Annotated in this window: 19 protein-coding genes and 1 riboswitch; of the genes, 9 read left to right on the top strand and 10 right to left on the bottom strand. The window is 68.6% G+C overall.

From position 1 onward, the window contains the following. The first annotated feature begins 56 nt into the window (after positions 1–56). Complete coding sequence (locus ACF8ME_RS27345) at positions 57–326, top strand: type II toxin-antitoxin system RelB/DinJ family antitoxin (protein ID WP_061288290.1); 270 nt, start codon at positions 57–59, stop codon at positions 324–326. Beyond that, on the top strand, positions 298–627 hold the full coding sequence (locus ACF8ME_RS27340) for a type II toxin-antitoxin system YafQ family toxin (RefSeq protein ID WP_392419055.1): 330 nt from the start codon (positions 298–300) through the stop codon (positions 625–627). Before ACF8ME_RS27345 ends, ACF8ME_RS27340 begins: the two co-directional genes overlap by 29 nt. Here the strand turns inward: ACF8ME_RS27340 and ACF8ME_RS27335 are convergent. After that, positions 624–1,490 (bottom strand): LysR family transcriptional regulator, encoded by an 867-nt coding sequence (locus ACF8ME_RS27335; RefSeq protein ID WP_392419054.1) that lies wholly within the window; start codon positions 1,488–1,490, stop codon positions 624–626. The genes ACF8ME_RS27340 and ACF8ME_RS27335 overlap by 4 nt on opposite strands. Positions 1,491–1,607: 117 nt before the next feature. Between ACF8ME_RS27335 and ACF8ME_RS27330 the strand changes: the two genes are divergently transcribed. Both ACF8ME_RS27330 and ACF8ME_RS27325 read left to right on the top strand, forming a co-directional pair. Beyond that, positions 1,608–2,069 carry a nucleoside deaminase gene (locus ACF8ME_RS27330; protein ID WP_047217797.1) on the top strand — a complete coding sequence of 154 codons (462 nt, stop codon included), beginning with the start codon at positions 1,608–1,610 and terminating at the stop codon, positions 2,067–2,069. Positions 2,070–2,073: 4 nt separating this feature from the next. Next, entirely contained in the window at positions 2,074–3,312 is a 1,239-nt protein-coding gene (locus ACF8ME_RS27325; protein ID WP_252653065.1) for a cyanate transporter, read from the top strand. Between the two features lie 6 nt (positions 3,313–3,318). On the opposite strand, the gene ACF8ME_RS27320 is transcribed toward ACF8ME_RS27325, so the two are convergent. From ACF8ME_RS27320 to ACF8ME_RS27310, 3 genes are all read right to left on the bottom strand, one after another. Continuing rightward, the gene (locus ACF8ME_RS27320) at positions 3,319–4,545 is read right to left on the bottom strand and encodes a sugar transporter (RefSeq protein ID WP_016452582.1); all 1,227 of its coding nucleotides are present in this window, start codon (positions 4,543–4,545) and stop codon (positions 3,319–3,321) included. A gap of 100 nt (positions 4,546–4,645) precedes the next feature. After that, entirely contained in the window at positions 4,646–5,035 is a 390-nt protein-coding gene (locus ACF8ME_RS27315; protein WP_016448965.1) for a VOC family protein, read from the bottom strand. A gap of 79 nt (positions 5,036–5,114) precedes the next feature. Continuing rightward, positions 5,115–5,768 (bottom strand): NAD(P)-dependent oxidoreductase, encoded by a 654-nt coding sequence (locus ACF8ME_RS27310; RefSeq protein WP_016448966.1) that lies wholly within the window; start codon positions 5,766–5,768, stop codon positions 5,115–5,117. A 123-nt stretch (positions 5,769–5,891) separates the two neighbouring features. Between ACF8ME_RS27310 and ACF8ME_RS27305 the strand changes: the two genes are divergently transcribed. After that, positions 5,892–6,848 carry a LysR family transcriptional regulator gene (locus tag ACF8ME_RS27305; RefSeq protein WP_016448967.1) on the top strand — a complete coding sequence of 319 codons (957 nt, stop codon included), beginning with the start codon at positions 5,892–5,894 and terminating at the stop codon, positions 6,846–6,848. A 47-nt stretch (positions 6,849–6,895) separates the two neighbouring features. On the opposite strand, the gene ACF8ME_RS27300 is transcribed toward ACF8ME_RS27305, so the two are convergent. Both ACF8ME_RS27300 and ACF8ME_RS27295 read right to left on the bottom strand, forming a co-directional pair. Beyond that, a complete protein-coding gene (locus ACF8ME_RS27300; protein ID WP_392419052.1) occupies positions 6,896–8,026 on the bottom strand; it encodes a branched-chain amino acid ABC transporter substrate-binding protein in 1,131 nt (376 codons plus the stop codon). 158 nt (positions 8,027–8,184) lie between these two features. Then, positions 8,185–8,727 carry a 6,7-dimethyl-8-ribityllumazine synthase gene (locus tag ACF8ME_RS27295; protein ID WP_016448969.1) on the bottom strand — a complete coding sequence of 181 codons (543 nt, stop codon included), beginning with the start codon at positions 8,725–8,727 and terminating at the stop codon, positions 8,185–8,187. 109 nt (positions 8,728–8,836) lie between these two features. Then, a riboswitch (FMN riboswitch) is annotated at positions 8,837–9,005 on the bottom strand. Positions 9,006–9,283: 278 nt separating this feature from the next. Here ACF8ME_RS27295 and ACF8ME_RS27290 point away from each other — a divergent pair. Both ACF8ME_RS27290 and ACF8ME_RS27285 read left to right on the top strand, forming a co-directional pair. Then, positions 9,284–9,925 (top strand): hypothetical protein, encoded by a 642-nt coding sequence (locus tag ACF8ME_RS27290; protein ID WP_016448970.1) that lies wholly within the window; start codon positions 9,284–9,286, stop codon positions 9,923–9,925. A 96-nt stretch (positions 9,926–10,021) separates the two neighbouring features. Then, on the top strand, positions 10,022–10,720 hold the full coding sequence (locus ACF8ME_RS27285) for a DUF4124 domain-containing protein (protein ID WP_223275177.1): 699 nt from the start codon (positions 10,022–10,024) through the stop codon (positions 10,718–10,720). Between the two features lies 1 nt (position 10,721). Here the strand turns inward: ACF8ME_RS27285 and ACF8ME_RS27280 are convergent, their stop codons facing one another. Then, the gene (locus ACF8ME_RS27280) at positions 10,722–11,741 is read right to left on the bottom strand and encodes an SDR family oxidoreductase (protein ID WP_016448972.1); all 1,020 of its coding nucleotides are present in this window, start codon (positions 11,739–11,741) and stop codon (positions 10,722–10,724) included. Positions 11,742–11,809: 68 nt separating this feature from the next. On the opposite strand from ACF8ME_RS27280, the gene ACF8ME_RS27275 reads away from it, so the two are divergent. Then, the gene (locus ACF8ME_RS27275; protein WP_016448973.1) at positions 11,810–12,862 is read left to right on the top strand and encodes a CDP-6-deoxy-delta-3,4-glucoseen reductase; all 1,053 of its coding nucleotides are present in this window, start codon (positions 11,810–11,812) and stop codon (positions 12,860–12,862) included. A 100-nt stretch (positions 12,863–12,962) separates the two neighbouring features. Next, a complete protein-coding gene (locus tag ACF8ME_RS27270; protein ID WP_026062233.1) occupies positions 12,963–13,931 on the top strand; it encodes a tripartite tricarboxylate transporter substrate binding protein in 969 nt (322 codons plus the stop codon). An 84-nt stretch (positions 13,932–14,015) separates the two neighbouring features. On the opposite strand, the gene folK is transcribed toward ACF8ME_RS27270, so the two are convergent. The 3 genes from folK to ACF8ME_RS27255 are packed head-to-tail and all read right to left on the bottom strand — an operon-like array spanning position 14,016 to position 16,793. Next, positions 14,016–14,531 (bottom strand): 2-amino-4-hydroxy-6-hydroxymethyldihydropteridine diphosphokinase, encoded by a 516-nt coding sequence (gene folK, locus ACF8ME_RS27265; protein WP_088166753.1) that lies wholly within the window; start codon positions 14,529–14,531, stop codon positions 14,016–14,018. Next, positions 14,506–16,095 carry a polynucleotide adenylyltransferase PcnB gene (gene pcnB, locus ACF8ME_RS27260; protein ID WP_392419050.1) on the bottom strand — a complete coding sequence of 530 codons (1,590 nt, stop codon included), beginning with the start codon at positions 16,093–16,095 and terminating at the stop codon, positions 14,506–14,508. The genes folK and pcnB overlap by 26 nt, the downstream gene beginning before the upstream one ends. After that, positions 16,092–16,793 carry an HAD family phosphatase gene (locus ACF8ME_RS27255; protein WP_016448977.1) on the bottom strand — a complete coding sequence of 234 codons (702 nt, stop codon included), beginning with the start codon at positions 16,791–16,793 and terminating at the stop codon, positions 16,092–16,094. Before ACF8ME_RS27255 ends, pcnB begins: the two co-directional genes overlap by 4 nt. Positions 16,794–16,875 lie beyond the last annotated feature (82 nt).

Raw genomic sequence — 16,875 nt, 5'->3', positions numbered from 1 at the left:
CTGTCTTCTGCCCTGCGAGATACAATGTATCTCACCCATTTTTGCAGAAGCACACCATGGCAACCACCACCATGATCCACGTGCGCGTGGATGAAGAGATCAAGGCACAGGCCGCCGAAACCCTGGCCGGCATGGGCTTGACGGTGTCGGATGCCGTACGTGTCTTCCTGATGCGCGTGGTGGCCGACCAGCAATTGCCCTTCGACCTCAGGGCACCCAACGCCGAGACGCGCGCAGCCATGCAGGAGGCACGCGCCATGCGCAAGGCACGCTTTGCCACCGCGGACGATTTGCTCCATGACCTCGAAAAAGGCAGCGAGCAGTAAGCGCGCAGTCCTTCCCCGCGCATCGGACCGGACCAAGGCTTTCGCCAAGGACTGGGTCCGGCTGTCGCATTCCGGCCGCCATGACATGAAGCGGTTGAAGGAGGCCATGCTGCTGCTGATTGCCAACGACGCCCCCCTGGAGCCTCAGTGGCTTGACCATGCCCTCACCGGCGACTGGGCCGATCACAGGGAGTGCCACGTGGGGGGCGATTTCCTGCTGATCTACCGGCTCGATGGCCAGGGCGCCAACGAATCGATCATTTTCGTGCGAGCCGGCACGCACCCCGAGCTGTTCGACTAAGACACGCCCAGCAACGCCTCGCACACCTCACACAGGCGCCCGGCCAGACGTCGACCCGGCGCCGACAACTGGGCCCGCACGTGCAGTGCCACTTCCACATCAGGCACGGGGGCGAAGCCGGCCATGCCGTCGAGCAGGCGGTGGCCGGGCCCGACCAGCCGGCGCGGCAGCAGGCTGATGCCCAGGCCCTGCTCCACGGCGGCTTCCAGGCTGGCCAGGCTGGCGCTCACATAGGCCAGGCGCCAGCGCCGGCCGGCGGCATCCAGCGCATGCGTCATCTCGCTGCGGTACAGGCCGCCCTGTGGAAACACCACCAGAGGCAAGGGATCCATCCCGTGGCAGGGATGCCGCGCACTGTCTATCCAGGCCAGCGGTTCAGGCCAGCGCGCCATGCCGGGCGTGCTGCCGCTGCGCTGCTTGACGATGGCCAGGTCCAGCTCACCGGCCTGCAGTTGCTGCCATATCGCCTGCGACAGCCCGCTGCCCAGCTCCAGGCGCAACTGCGGCTGGCTGCGCGCCAGCGCGCCCAAGGCGGGCATCAAGGCATTGCCGGCAAAGTCCTCTGGTACGCCGATGCGCAGCACGGCCTCGGTGGCGCCAGCCAACTGCTCCACGGCCTCGTCCATGAGCGCGAGGATGCGTTGCGCATAGGCCAGCAGGCGCTCTCCTTCCAGCGTGCATTCCACATGGCGCCCGCTGCGGTCCAGCAGCGTGCAGCCCATTTGCTCCTCCAGCCTGCGGATCTGCTGGCTGACCGTGGACTGGGTCAGGTGCACGCCCTGCGCCGCGCGCGTGAAGCTGCCGGTTTCGGCCACGGCGCAGAAGCTGCGCAGCAAGGTGGGGTCTATGGAAGAGGGCTGCATGGGGCTTGGGCGAATTTCAGTGGCTTTGTCACTGCCTGGCATTTGATCATTTAATTTTCCAATTGATGGCCCCCGTCCTAGACTGCGGCCTCAGCTCCCGATTGCCCAGCCATCCCCATGCAAGAACAAGAACACATCCGCCTGCTGCGCCATGCCGTGCAGCTGGCGCACGACAACCGCCTGCGGGGCGGCCGGCCCTTCGGTGCCCTGCTCGCGCGCGAGGGGCAGATCCTGTCCACGGGCGTCAACGAGATCGTGCAAAGCCATGACCCCAGCGCCCACGCAGAAATGCAGGCGCTGCGCGCGGGCACGCGCGCCCAGGCCAACGCCAGCCTGGCCGGCTGCACCATCTACGCCAGCGGCCACCCTTGCCCCATGTGCCTGGCGGCGCTGGTGATGGCCGGGGCCGAGCAGGTCTTCTTCGCCTTCGACAACGCGGATGCACAGCCGTATGGCCTGTCCAGCGAGGGCGCCTACCAGCGGCTGCGCATGCCGCTGCAGCCGCCACCGCTGCCCCTGAGGCGGCTGGACACGGGCATCACGGCGGCCCAGCTGTACGGCAACGCCCCCTGGGCCTGAAGCCATGTCGTCCATTGCGCCTGCGCACACCGAGACCCCTGCCGCGGCACACGCCATTCCAACGGCGCTGTGGCTGGCCACCGTCGTGCTGGTCACGCTGAACCTGCGCCCGTTTCTCACGGCCATCGGCCCGCTGGGACCGCAGATCCAGTCCGCCACCGGCATGAATCTGTCCACGCTGTCCTGGCTGACCCTGCTGCCCATGGCGTTGATGGGCCTGGGCGCCTGGCTGGCCCCGGCCGCGCTTCAGCGCCTGGGTCCGCGCCGCGCCGTGGTCGGGTCCTTGGCGGTGATTGCGCTGGGCTGCGCGCTGCGCGTGGCGGGCTCCAGTGCGGCCACCCTGCTGGCCACGGCCGCGCTGTGCGGCGCTGGCGTGGCCCTGGTGCAAGGCGTGCTGCCGGGCCTGATCAAGCGCCAGTCGCCCGCACGCATGGCGCAGATGATGGGGCTGTACTCGGCCGCGCTCATGGGCGGCGGCGCCCTGGGCGCCCAGATTTCGCCGCTGGCCGTGCAATGGGGACTGGACTGGCGCCTTGCGCTGGCGCTGTGGACTGCGCCCGCCCTGCTGGCATTGGCGCTGGCGCGGCATGCGCTGCGTGCGTTGCCGGCTCCGGCGCCCATGGCAGGGGCCAACGCCACGCAAGACACCGGCTGGCTGCGCCGGCGCCCGCGCACCTGGATGCTGATGGCCTGCTTCGGCCTCATCAACGGCGGCTATGCGGCCATGGTGGCCTGGCTTGCACCCTTCTACCAGACGCACGGCTGGAGCCCCGCGCAAAGCGGCGGCCTGGTCGCCCTGCTGTCGGTGGCACAGGCCGGCGCCGCGCTGGGACTGCCCGTGCTGGCCGCGCGCCATGCCGACCGGCGGCCATGGCTGGGGTTCACGCTGCTGTGCCAGATCATCGGCCTGGCCGCGCTGGCCTGGTGGCCTGATGCGGCGCCGCTGCTCAACATCGTCATCCTCGGCATCGGCCTGGGTGGCTGCTTCGCGCTGATGATGGTGGTGGCGCTCGACCATCTTCCCCACCCCACGCAGGCCGGGGCGCTCAATGCGCTGATGCAGGGCGGCGGCTTTCTGATTGCGGCGCTGGCGCCCTATGTGATCGCCCGGCTGCACCAGTTCACGGGCGGATTCGGCGCCGGCTGGCTGGCACAGATGGCCGCCGTGCTCGTGGTCTGCGTACTGGTGTCCCGCCTGGCACCGCAGCGCTACGCCCAGGCCATGCGGGCACCCGGCGGCTGACCCGCTTCAGTGCGCCGTTGCCTGGAAGCCGGCAGACCAGCGCACGAAGGCCCAGACGCACCAGGCCAGGCCCAGCGCCACCAGGCCGCCGCCGATCCAGCCGATGTTCTGCATGCCCGCATGCATGCTGACCTGGCTGCCCAGCAACGCGCCGCCGCCAATGCCGATGTTGAAGATGCCCGAGAACATGGACATGCCCACATCGGTGGCGTCGGCTGCCAGCTTGAGCACCTGGGACTGCATGGCCAGGGCGAAGCAGATCATGGCGACACCCCAGACCGAGCTCATCACATAGAGCGAGGCCTCATGGCCCGAGGCCGGCACCAGCATCAGCAGGCTGGCCGACAGCACGCCAATGGCGGCCAGCAGAAAGCCGCGCGGATGGCGCAGCCCCCACCAGCTGAACATCACGCTGCCCACGATGCCCATGCCGCCGTACAACAGCAGCACGGCCGTGGTCACCTTGCCCTCGAAGCCCGCGATGTCCTGCACGAAGGGCTCGATATAGCTGTAGGCCGTGAACTGCCCGGTGATCACGACCACCAGCAGGATGTAGATGGACAGCAGCGCCGGACGGCGCAGCAGCATGGGCACGCTGGCCAGGTTGCCCGCGTTCTCGCTGGGCAGACGCGGCAGCAGCCGGGCCAGGGCCACCATGACGATGGCGGCCACCCCGCCCACGGCCAGGAACGTCGTGCGCCAGCCCAGCCATTCGCCCACGATGCGGCCCAGCGGAATGCCCAGCACCATGGCCATGGAGGTGCCGGTGGCCAGCAGGCTCAGCGCCACGGCCTTCCTTCCGGGCGGCGCCACGCGCACGGCCAGCGAGGCCGTGATGGACCAGAACACCGCGTGCGACAGCGCAATGCCGATGCGGCTGACCATGAGCGAGGCAAAGCTCCAGGCCACGCCCGACAGCACATGGCTGGCCACGAACAGCGCGAACACGCCCATCAGCAGCTTGCGCCGCTCCACATTGCGCGTGAGCAGCATGAAGGGCAGCGAGGCCAGGGCCACGATCCAGGCATAGATGGTCAGCATCAGCCCGACCTGCTCGGTGGGCATGCCAAAGCTCGCGCCAATGCTGCTGAGCAGGCCCACGGGCACGAACTCGGTGGTATTGAAGACGAAGGCGCCCAGCGCCAGCGCAATCACGCTGAGCCAGGCCTGGGCGGCCGTGGGTGTGGATGACGCGGAAACGGAGCCGGCCGCAGCGGAAACGGAAGGGGGCATGGGGAACGTGGGGCCTTTTTTGTTGCAGCGCAATATTGTGCTGCGCCATGCGACCGCCTGATGTCAGCTGCCGCGCAGGCCCCAGTGCCGCCAGGGAGACTCAGGCGGGCGGCAGGTGGCAGACGGCCTCGATGTTGTGGCCGTCGGGGTCGAGCACGAAGGCTGCGTAATAGTCGTCGTGGTAGTGCGGTCGCAGGCCGGGCTCGCCATTGCAGCGCCCGCCTGCGGCCAGGGCGGCCGCGTGGAAATCATCGACCATGTTGCGGTTGTCCACGCGAAAGGCCACATGGATGGGCGGCTGGTTGGGCTCGCCGCCGGTGATCCAGAAATCAGGCTTGGGCGGCTCGCCAAAGCCGGCCGTGTCGCCGTGGCCGGTGAGCTCGGCGGACAGCTCCATCAGGATCTCGTAGCCCAGGGGAGCCAGCGCCCGCGCATAAAACTCCCGGCTGCGGTCGAAGTCCGATACGAGGATTCCCGTGTGGTCGATCATGGCGGCGCTCCTGCCTGTTCGTGACAGGCACCAGCATGCCATGGAGGCCGCCTGCGCACCAGCCGGGAGCCCCCGGTACTCAGTAAGCGACGGTAAAGCGCTCGCGCAGGTGCAGACCCTTGTCCAGCGCATCGACCAGGGCCACGGCCAGATCGGCGGCGGAGATGGTGCCGGGCTGGCCGTCGGCCTGCATCAACGGCTCATCCTTGCCCGTGCGGTACTGGCCCGTGCGCTCGCCATGGTCACCCAGGTGCAGGGCAATCGGTGGGCTCAGCATCGTCCAGTCCAGGCCCTGCTCCTTTTGCAGATCGTTGAGGGCATCGCGCGCAGCCGAGGCGCCGGGCTTGATGGCGGCCGGGAACTCGGGAGTGTCCACCAGTTGCCTGCCGGGCGCGATGTAGAGGCTGCCCGCACCGCCCACCACCAGATAGCGCTTGACGCCAGCCGCCTTCGTGCCCGCCACGATGGCGCGCGAGCCGCGCATGAAGTCCTCATAGATGTCGGGATTGCCCCAGCCCGCGTTGTAGGCGCTGACCACGGCGTCCGCGCCTGCCACGGCCCGCTGCACGGCGGCGGCATCCAGCACATCGGCCTGCACGGCGTGCAGATGCGGCTGGGCCGCCAGCCTGGCGGGGTCGCGCACCAGGGCCACGACCTCGTGACCGCGCTGCAGCAGCTCCTTCAATACCGCCGAACCCACAAAGCCGGTTGCGCCAATGAGTGCCACTTTCATCTTCATTCCTTTGCGGCGCCTGGGCGCCTGTTCACGATGGCATTGAGATTACGCCGTTCACAATCGCTGCGGAAGACAGCAGTTTTCACCAACAGCTTGAAGCAGCACTTCACAATACAGCCCATGGACGACTACAAACGCATGGCCGTTTTCGCCGCCGTGGTGCAGCACGGATCGATGAGCGCCGCCGCGCGCGCCCTGGGCATGAGCCCCTCGGCCGTGAGCCAGCAGGTGCGCCAGCTCGAGCGCGACGGCGGCGTCACCCTGCTGCACCGCTCCACCCGGCAGATCGCCCTCACCGACACGGGCGAGCGCTACTACCAGCAGTGCGCCGCCATGGCACAGGCCGCCAGCCAGGCGCGGGCCGAGCTGGCCGCCGCGCGCGACGAGCCCGGCGGCGAACTGCGCCTGTCAGCCACCGTGGGCTTTGCGCGCCATATCGCGCCGGCCCTGGGCAGCTGGCTGGCCCGGCATCCGGCACTGCGCCTGCACCTGGATGTGGACGATGCGCCCATCGACCTCATCCAAAGCCGCATCGACCTGGCGCTGCGCTTTGGCCGTCTGGCCGACTCGGGCTGGGCAGCCCGGCGCCTGGGCGCCATGCGCAACTGGCTGTGCGCCTCGCCCGCATGGATACAGGAGCACGGCGGCGGCGCGGCCTGGCGCCACCCGGCACCGCTGGCCAGCGCGCGCTGGCTGGGCCTTGCGCGCGAAGGCCAGGGCCAGGCCCTGCGGGCCGAGGCACGCCACCCGGCCACGGGCGAGACCTACAGCCTGCAGGTGCAGCCCCATGTGGCCAGCAACAACCAACTGTCCCTCCAGCAGATGTGCGAGGCCGGCCTGGGCCTGGCCCTGCTGGGCAGCATGGACGTTGCCGACGCGGTGGCCGAAGGACGCCTGGTGCGCCTGCTGCCCGACTGGGACTTCGGCGGCCTGGACATCTGGGCCGTCACCCCGCAGCGCCAGGCCCAGCCCGCCAAGGTGCGCCAGGCCATTGCCGCGCTGCAGGCCTATCTGGCGCAGTTGCCCGGCGTGGTCGATGCGCCGGCGCAGGCCCCGGCCGAGGTCCCGGGCCGATAAAAAAAGCCCGCACAAGGCGGGCATGAAAACGAAGGAAGGACAGGCTCTCAGTCGAGGGCCGTCTTCTGGCCGTTCTTGAACACGCTCAGCGTGTACGAAGGGTTCTTCATCTCGCCGTTCTTCTCGAAAGCGATCTTGGAGGTCACGCCCGAGTAGTCGGCCTTCTGCAGGAAGGGGATGTAGACCTTGGGGTCCCAGGAGTTGGCGCGCTTCATGGCGTCGGCCAGCATCATGGTGGCGTCGTAGAAGTACGGGCTGTAGACCTGGAACTGGCCGGGGTACTTGGCGTCGTAGCGCTTCTTCCATTCCGTGCCGCCAGGCATCTTGGCCAGCGAGGCGCCGCCGTCGGCGCAGACCACGTTGTCCAGCGGCTTGGCGCCGGCGGCCACCTTGGCCAGCTCGGGCACGCACAGGCCGTCGCCGCCGAAGTACTTGGCATCGTTCATGCCCAGCTGGGCCATCTGGCGCAGCATGGGGCCGGCCTGGCCATACATGCCGCCGTAGAAGATGCCTTCGGGCTTCTTGGCCTTGATCGAGGTCAGGATGGCCATGAAGTCCGTGGCCTTGTCGTTCGTGAACTCCGAGGCCACGACCTTCACGCCCAGCTTTTCCGCATCCTTCTTGAACACATTGGCCAGGCCCTGGCCGTAGGCCGTGCGGTCATCGATGATGGCCACGGTCTTGAGCTTGAGCGTTTCGGCCGCGTACTTGGCCAGCGCCGCGCCCAGCGCGTTGTCATTGGCAATCACGCGGTAGGTGGTGTTCCAGCCGGGCTTGGTCAGGTCGGGGTTGGTGGCCGCGCCCGTGATCATGGGAATGCCGCAGTCCTGGAAGACCTTGGACGAGGGGATGGCCACGCCCGAGTTGAGGAAGGCCACGGCGCCGGCGACCTTGTCGTCGCACAGCTTCTGCGAGGCGGCCGTGCCCTGCTTGGGATCGGCCACATCGTCTTCGGCCACCAGCTGGAACTTGACCTTCTTGCCGGCGATCTCCATGCCCTTGGCATTGAGGTCGTCAATGGCCATGCGCACGCCGTTCTCGTTGTCCTTGCCGAAATTGGCCTGGGGTCCGGACACGGGGCCGATGTGGCCGATGCGGATCACCTGCTCCTGGGCCATGGCCACGCCACCCATGCCGGCCACGACGGCCGCAATACACAACTTCCGGGACATCTTCATCGCGCACTCCTCAGTTGAAACAGGCCGTCACGTTATTCCCGTCATCGCGGCTTGGCAATGGCGCGTCACGCCGCGTGACGGGACCGCGACACTCGGCCCCAACTCAGTGTTTACGAGAATCCATCCCCAACCAAAGCTGTGCTGGGAGGCTGGCCGGCTCACGCCGCGCGCGCCTGGCCCAGTGCCTGTACCTGCGCCAGCTGGTCCAGCGCCGCCAGGCAGGCATGCGCCACTTCCACGCCCTTCTTCACGAAGTGGGCACGGAAGAACTCCACATGATCGCCATGTTCGTGGAAATCGCGCGGCGTGAGCACGGCCGAGAACACCGGCACTTCGGTATCGAGCTGCACGCGCATCAGGCCGTCGATCACGGCCGAGGACACGAACTCGTGGCGATAGATGCCGCCGTTGACCACCAGCGCGCAGGCGATGACCGCGTCGAAACGGCCGCTGTCGGCCAGCTTCTTGGCCAGCAGCGGGATCTCGAAGGCGCCGGGCACGTTGAAGTGGCTGATGTTCTGCGCGGCCACTCCCTGGGCCTGCAGCTCGGCCGCCATGGAGTCGCGCGCCTGGTGCACGACATCGGTATGCCAGCTCGCGCAGATCACGGCCACGCGGCTGCGGCCCGCGACTGCCTTCCACGGCGTGCCCGAGGCCGTGCCGTGTGCGGAGAAGTTCAAGGAGACAGGAGTCTGATTCATGGTGCTCTTTCGAGATGAGACAAATGAATCAGGGCGCGCGCCATGGCGCCGCATGGCGCGGCGCAGCCCATGGGAAAACCATGGGCATGGCGCCTGCCATGCAGGTGCTGCGCGATCTCTTTCATCCGGACTGTGACCGTCGGCTCTGGCATCTCACCAGATCTGCTGACCCCGGCCGGCCTTGCGGCTAGCCGGGCGCTCGCGGGCTGCTGGACACATGCCGAAAGACAGATCCAGATACCGCCGGTGGGGAATTTCACCCCGCCCTGAGAACGCTGCTTTGCGGCGCACGGACTGCGCGCCGCCAAAGACAGCGGCCATTCTAGTCCCGCGCAGATGCCATTGCGGCGATCGGGGCGACCGCAGCCATTGCGCGCTGTGCCTGCGGATTTCATCTGGAAGCACCTACAGTGCATGGACCAATTGCTATCAAAATAGAAGTCCCGCTGTCGCCGTCGTTGCCTCGCCAGGACGATCCAGGTCAACCATTGAGGCCTGTCAAACGTCATATGAAGAGATCCAGACAGGAAACACGCCTTTGCCCGGACACCACACCATGACCCGAACCAACGCCTCCCCCACGCAGCAGCGCCCGCAGCCTGGCCTGCGCCCCCTGCGCCTGCTGGCCGGCCTTGGCCTTGCAGCCCTGGTCACCGCCTGCGCCGTGCCGCCCGATGGCTATTCGGACATGGGCTCCGGCTACCCCAGCTATCCCAGCTACCCGTCCTATCCCAGCTATCCGTCGGGCGGCGTCGTCTACCCCTCGTATCCCACGCAGCCCGCCTATCCGGACAACGGCTGGTACGAGCGCCAGCGCCTGCAGCGCGAACGTGAGCGCCTGCAGTACGAGCGCGAGCGCATCCAGCAGGAACGCAACCGCGATGCCTGGCGTGACCGCCAACAACGCGAGCGTGAAATGCGCGAGCGCGACCGGGACCGTGACCGCCAGGCCCAGGACCGCGACCGCCAGTTGCGCGAGCGCATGCAGGAGCAGCAGCGCCGCGAAGCCGAGCGCCAGCAGCGGGAGCGCGAACGCGACCAGGGCCAGCAGCAGCGCGAGCGCGAACGCCAGCAACGGGACCGGGAGCAGCAGCAGCGTGACCGCGAGCAGCAGCAACGCGCCATCGAGCGCATGCAGCGTGAAAGCCAGGGCGGCGGCAACCCCTACCCCACCCAGGATCCGCGCCACTGGCGCTGAACGGCTGACCGGCGGCATTTCCAGCCCCTGGGCGCCGCACCATAATCGGCAATACACCACATCCTTGTGCCGCTTGTGATGGGAAAGGAAACCGCCATGCACCGCACCCAAGACCTTGGCCACACCGGCCGCCGTTCATCGGCGGCCGCGCGCTGGGCGCTGGCGGCGCTTGTACCGATGTTTGTACCGCTGGTGCTGGCGCTCACCGCAGGCCCGGCCTCGGCCCAGGTCATCCGCTGCACGGACGCCAAGACCGGCCGCGTCACCTACACCAACAGCAGTTGCAAGGACGGCGAAAACCGCGTGCAGGTGCAGGAAGCCCCCAGCCCCGAAGAGCTGGAGCGCGAGCGCGCGCAGTCCGCCGCCGCCATAGAGCGCAAGAACCAGCAACTGGCCCGCGAAGAGGCCGAGCGCCGCACGCGTGCCCAGCAGCAGGAGCGCGAGGCACGCAGCCGGCGCGAGCGCGAGAACTCGGCCCAGCGCGACGGCGGCGACTCCCCGGCCTGCCAGCAGGCGCGCCGCCGCCTGGACACCATCCTGGCCGAGGCCAATCCCGATCCCGCCACCTGGGGCCCGCGCAGCCAGGCCGCCCAGCAGCAGATGGAGATGGCCTGCCTGGGCCCCAAGGCCTATGAACAGCTGCAGCAATCGCGCGCATTGCAGCCCAATGCCATCAACCGGCCGTGGATCGTCGGACGCCCCGTGCCGCCGCAGCCGCTGCCGCCTTCGGCCCCCATCTCGCACTGCAACGTGTTCCGCTGCTACGACACCAACGGCGGCATCCACCCGCGCTGATTCAGGCGCGCAGCCCCTGCTCCACGGTCGGGTAGCGCAATCTCAGGCCCAGCTCCTCCTTCAGGCGCTGGTTGCGCAGGCGGCGTGACTCCCCCATGAAGCTCAGCAGGCTGGCCGGCAGCTCGCGCTGCGCCTGCTCGCGCGTGATGCGTGCGGGGCGCGGCAGTCCATAGAGATCGGCCGCAAGGTCGAAGTAGTCGCCCATGCGCAGCTGCGTATCGTCGCTGGCGTGGTAGATGCGCTGCGGCCGGCCGAGCCACAGCGCCCGCACGCAGGCGCGGGCCAGGTCGTCGGCATGGATGTGGTTGGTATAGACATCCTCTGCGGCGCACAGCAGGGGTGTCCCTCGCAGCAGGCGCCCGCGCGGCGTGCCGTTTTCCCGGTCCGGCGCATAGATGCCCGGGATGCGCAGAATGCTGGCGCGCAGGCCGCCGCGCCCGGCAAAGCGCACGGCTCGCTCGGCGTTCACGCGGCGCTGGGCACGCGCCGTGGCCGGTGCGGGCGGGCGGCTTTCGTCGATCCAGGCGCCCTCGCAGTTGCCATAGACGCCGGAGGTCGAGCCATAGACCAGGCTGGCCGGCCGGCCGCGAAGGCGCAGCACGCGCAGCAAAGCCGTGGTGCGCGGGTCCAGCCACCAGCCATCTTCGCCGGCAGGCGGATTGGGCGGCGGCGCCAAGTGGACGACGCGCGTGGCCAGGCCGGCCAGACGGCGCAGCGTGGCAGGCGCGTCCAGATCGCCCAGCAGCGGCGTGATGCCGCGCCCGCGCAGATCCTGCAGGCGCTCGGCGCCACGCGTCAGGGCCAGCACGCGCGGGCCCCGTCGTGCGGCACCCGAACGGGCGACGGGCGCGCCCGCCAATGCACCAGCCACGCGCAGCCCCACGTCGCCGCAGCCGACGATGAGCACGCGTTCGCGTCGAAAGCGCGCCGGCAGCGCGCCCAATGGGTTTTGGTTTGAGGGCAAAATCCTGGCCTGTTGCGAGGGCGGCCACCCGCGCGCCGCCGGTCGCGGCAGCGGCATGTCCGTCCGGGAAAGAAGATCGCCGGCGCGCTCCACGCGCCGCCAGCGCCCCCGAGGATACCGAGAACATGACCGAGATAGCCAACGCTTCCCACGAAATCACCGTACAGCCCAGCGGCCGCGCCTTCGCCACGCAGGGCAGCGAGACCATCCTGGCCGCCGCCATCCGCTGCGGCGTGGGCCTGCCCTATGGCTGCAAGGACGGTGCCTGCGGCTCCTGCAAGTGCAAGAAGCTGCTCGGCGAGGTCACCCATGGCGCCCACTCGGAAAAAGCGTTGACCGCCCAGGAAGAGGCCGACGGCTATGTGCTGACCTGCTGCGCCACGCCCAGCACCTCGGTGGTGCTGGAGTCGCGCCAGGTGACCGATGCCAGCGCCTTCCCGATCAAGAAGATGCCCGTGCGCGTGGCCACGCTGGAGAAGAAGTCGCACGACGTGATGCAGGTGCGCCTGCAGCTGCCCGCTGCAGACAAGTTCCGCTACCACGCAGGCCAGTACGTGGAATTCATCCTGCGCGACGGCGCCCGCCGCGCCTACTCCATGGCCACGGCCCCCCATGTGCAGGACACGGCACCGGGGCTGGAGCTGCACATCCGCCACATGCCGGGCGGCAAGTTCACCGACCACGTGTTCGGCGCCATGAAGGAAAAGGAAATCCTGCGCGTGGAGGGCCCGTTCGGCAGCTTCTTCCTGCGCGAGGACAGCGACAAGCCCCTCATCTTCCTGGCTTCTGGAACGGGCTTCGCCCCCATCAAGGCACTGCTGGAGCACATCCGCCACAAGGGCATCACCCGCTCCGTCACCCTGTACTGGGGAGGACGCCGGCCCGAGGACCTCTACCTCGACGCCTGGGTGCGCGAGCAGGCCGAGGCCATGCCCCAGCTGTGCTATGTGCCCGTGGTCTCCGACGCGCTGCCGGAAGACGGCTGGACCGGCCGCACGGGCTTCGTGCACCAGGCCGTGCTGGACGACTTTGCCAACTTGTCCGGCCATCAGGTCTATGCCTGCGGTGCGCCCATCGTGGTCGATTCGGCACGCCATGCCTATGTGGAGCAACGCGGCCTGCCGGCGGAAGAGTTCTACGCGGACGCGTTCACCTCCGAGGCCGACAAGGCTTCCTGAGTTCGCAGAAGGTGGCACGGATCAAGCAATACGCAGAAAAACTGCTTCCCATACCTGCGCGCAGCCAGGTGTCGCAATTTTTTTGCACAATAGCGCCCCTATGAACCGTAGAAACAGCCTTCTCTCGGTCATGGCGGCCGCTGCTGCCCTGGCCTCCCCGCTTGCCCTGGCGCAAGAGCCCATCCGCCTGATCGTGCCCTATGCGCCCGGCGGTCCGCTGGACATCACCGCGCGCGCGCTGGCCGAGCGGGTGCGTGACTCCCTGGGAGTGGTGATCATCGACAACAAGGCCGGCGCCGGCGGCAACATCGGCGCCGACGCCATTGCCCGCGCCACGCCGGACGGCATGACCATCGGCCTGGCCGCCACGGCCACCCATGCCGTCAATCCCTGGCTGTACACCAAGATGCCCTACGACGCGGGCAAGGACTTCGCGGGCATCACCCAGATGGTGCGCGTGCCCAACGTGCTGGTGATGAATGCGGCCCGTGCCGAGCAGCTCAAGATCCACAGCGTGGCCGACCTGATCGCCTACGCCAAGTCCCACCCCGGCAAGCTCAACTACGGCAGCGGCGGCAACGGCAGCGCAGGCCACCTGGCCGGCGAAATGCTCAAGCAAAAAGCCGGCATCTTCGCCCTGCACGTGCCCTACCGTGGCGCCAACCCGGCCCAGCTGGCCCTGCTGTCGGGCGAGGTGGACTTCAACATCGACAACCTGGCTGCCGCTGCGCCCAATATCCGCTCGGGCAAGCTCAAGGCGCTGGCCGTGACCTCGCTGAACCCCACCACGCTGCTGCCCGGCGTGCCCGCGCTGTCCAAGACCTTCCCCGGCTTTGCCATCGATACCTGGTGGGGCCTGGTCGCCCCGGCCGGCACGCCCAAGCCCGTGCTGGACAAGCTGAGCCGGGCCTTTGCCGACGCACTGGCCGCGCCCGAGACCAAGACCCGCTTCGAGACCCTGATGGCCGAGCCCGTGTCCTCCACGCCCGCCGAGTTCGACAGGTTCATGGCGGCCGAGCGCGCCAAGTACCAGGCCATCGTCAAGGCCTCCGGAGCGAAGGTGGACTGAGTCGATCCACCGCGTCCCGCCTGGCAAAAAGCCGCAGCCGCCCTCAGGGCGCTGCGGCTTTTTCATTCAGGCCACTGTCGGGATTCAGGCTTGTCGGAGATGCCAGCCAGGCTTGTGCGCCAGGCGGATGCCCTGCCCCGCCACGGCCTGCAATTGCCCTGGCGTGACGCGCTCAGGCGCGATCTCGGCCAGCGGCACGAGCACGAAGGCGCGCTCGTGCATGCGCGGGTGCGGCACGCTCAGGCGCGGCAGCGCGATGCGCTCGTCGTCCCACAGTTCGATGTCCAGGTCCAGCGTGCGCGGCGCGTTGCGGTAGGGACGCTCACGGCCGGCCGCCAGTTCGATGGCCTGCAGCGCATCGAGCAGCGCCAGCGGCTGCAGCGTGGTGTGCACGGCGGCCACGGCGTTCAGGTAGTCCGGGCCGCTGGAATCGACGGGCGCCGTGCTGTAGAGGGAGGACACGGCCACAAGGCGCGTGCCCGGCAGGCCGCCAATGGCCTGCAGCGCCTGGGCCAGCGCCTGGCCCCGGTCGCCCAGATTGGCGCCCAGGCCAATGGCGACCCAGTGCCCCGGCTCAGTCATCCCCGCCCACGGCGCCATCACCACCGCCCTGTGGCTTGCGGCGACGGCGGCGGCGCTTCTTGGGCGCTGATCCCTCCTCACCCTCCACCTGGGGCAAGGCGGCGGCAGGTGCGTCGGCCTGCTGCGCTTCGCCAGCGCCGGCCTCCTCGCGCGCAGGGCGGGCCTTGGCCACGCGGTGCACCTTGGGCTCGGCGCTGCGCTGGCGGGCGCGCTGCTCGTCGCGGGCCTGGGCGATCAGGTCGTCGCGGCGCGCGTCGTCGGCATTCTGGAACTCCTGCCACCAGCTGGCCAGGCTTTCCTCGACCTCGCCGATATCGGCGCGCAGCCGCATGAAGTCGAAACCCGCGCGAAAGCGCGGCTGGGCCACCAGGCTGAACGGCGTGGCGCCCGTGCGCTTGTCGAAGCGCGGCTGCATGACCCAGATCTCGCGCATGTCGGCGGCCAGCTTGCCGCGGCCCGAGACATCGCCGATGCGCTGGTCGAACACTTCGTCGATGGATTCCTGCAGCGCGGGGAACGGGTGCTGGCGCTGGTTCAGGCGGCGCTCCCAGCCGGTCTTCACGTCATGCCACAGCACGCAGGCCAGCAGGAAGCTGGGCGCCACGGGCTTGCCTTCCTCGACACGGCGATCGGTATCGGTCAGCGCGGCCTGCACGAAGGGCTGCTCGGCACGCTCGACCACCACATCCAGCAGCGAGTAGATGCCGCGCGCCAGGCCCAGGCCGCGCAATTGCTCCACCGAAGCCAGCGCATGGCCGGTCTGCAGCAGCTTGAGCATTTCATCGAAGAGGCGGCTTTGCGGCACATCGGCCAGCAGCGGCTCGCACTCCACCAGGGGCTTGGCCGTCTTGGGTTCGAGCTTGAAGCCCTTGCCCGCCAGCTTGGCGGCGAAGCGCACGGCGCGGATGATGCGCACCGGATCTTCACGGTAGCGCGTGGCCGGGTCGCCAATCATGCGCAGCATGCGCTTCTTGGCGTCGTCAATGCCCTTGTGATAGTCGACCACGATCTGCGTGCGCGGGTCGTAGTACATGGCGTTGATCGTGAAGTCGCGGCGCGTGGCGTCCTGGTCCTGCGGACCCCAGACGTTGTCGCGCAGCACGCGGCCGCTGGCGTCCACCGCATGGTGCATGCCGGCGAGCTGGGCCTTGCTGGTGCGCTCGTTGCCGCTCACGGCCTCGGCCGCGCTGTTGTCCAGGAAGGCGCGGAAGGTGGAGACTTCGATGACCTCGTTCTCGCGCCCGCGGCCATAGACCACGTGCACGATGCGAAAGCGCTTGCCGATGATGAAGGCGCGGCGGAACAGGCCCTTGACCTGCTCTGGCGTGGCATTGGTGGCCACGTCGAAGTCCTTGGGGCGCAGGCCCAGCAGCAGGTCGCGCACGGCGCCGCCGACGATGTAGGCCTCGTAGCCCGCGTCCTGCAGCGTCTCGACCACGTCGAGGGCACGCCGGTCCACCAGGTTGGGATCGATGCCGTGCACCTGCACGGGCACCTCCTGGCGCTTGCCGAAGGGCGACTTGCGCGCCCGTGGGGCGGCCGAGGCCTTGCCCAGCAGCTTGTCGATGATGTTCTTGATCATGGTGCTTCGCCAAACAGGTCCAGAATGCGCCAGCCACGTTCCTGGGCCAGGGCGCGCAGCCGAGTGTCGGGGTTGGTGGCCACGGGGTGATCCACGCGCTCGAGCAGGGGAACGTCGTTCCAGGAGTCGCTGTAGAAGAAGGTCTCCACGCCGCTCCACTGCAGGCCGCGCGCATCCAGCCACTGCTGCATGCGCTGCACCTTGCCACCGCGCATGCTGGGCGTGCCACGGATCTCGCCCGTGAACCAGCCCTGCGCGTCGCGCTCCAGTTCCACCGCGATCAATTCCTGCACGCCGAGGGCGGCGGCGATGGGGCGCGTCACGAACTCGTTGGTGGCCGTGACGATGATGATCTGGTCGCCCGCCTGCTGGTGCGTGCGCAGCAGCTCCAGTGCCTGGGGACGGATGGCGGGGGTGATCACCTCGCGCATGAAGCGCTCGTGCGCCTCGGCGGCCTGCTGCGCGCCACGGGCGCAGAAGGCCTCGGTGGCAAAGCGCACATAGTCGTGCACGTCGAGCGTGCCCGCCTGGTAGTGCGCGAAGAACTCGGCATTGCGGCGGCCGAACTCGACCGGATCGGTCCAGCCGATGCGCGTCGTGAACTCGCCCCACTCATAGTCCGAATCGAGCGGCAGCAGCGTGTGGTCCAGGTCGAACAACGCCAGCCGGGGCCGGAGTTGCTTCTGATCAGAGGTCATGCATATCCTAAAAAAATGGGTCCCGCGCTGCCCTTGCAACGCAGGCTCCGCCGGCTCCCGCAGTCCCTGCCCACAAGAAAAT

This window comes from Delftia sp. WSY_7, from assembly GCF_043104845.1.
GTDB classification, from domain to species: domain Bacteria; phylum Pseudomonadota; class Gammaproteobacteria; order Burkholderiales; family Burkholderiaceae_C; genus Comamonas; species Comamonas tsuruhatensis.
Note: the sequence above shows the minus strand (reverse complement) of the source record. Positions and strands in the feature narration are given on the sequence as shown.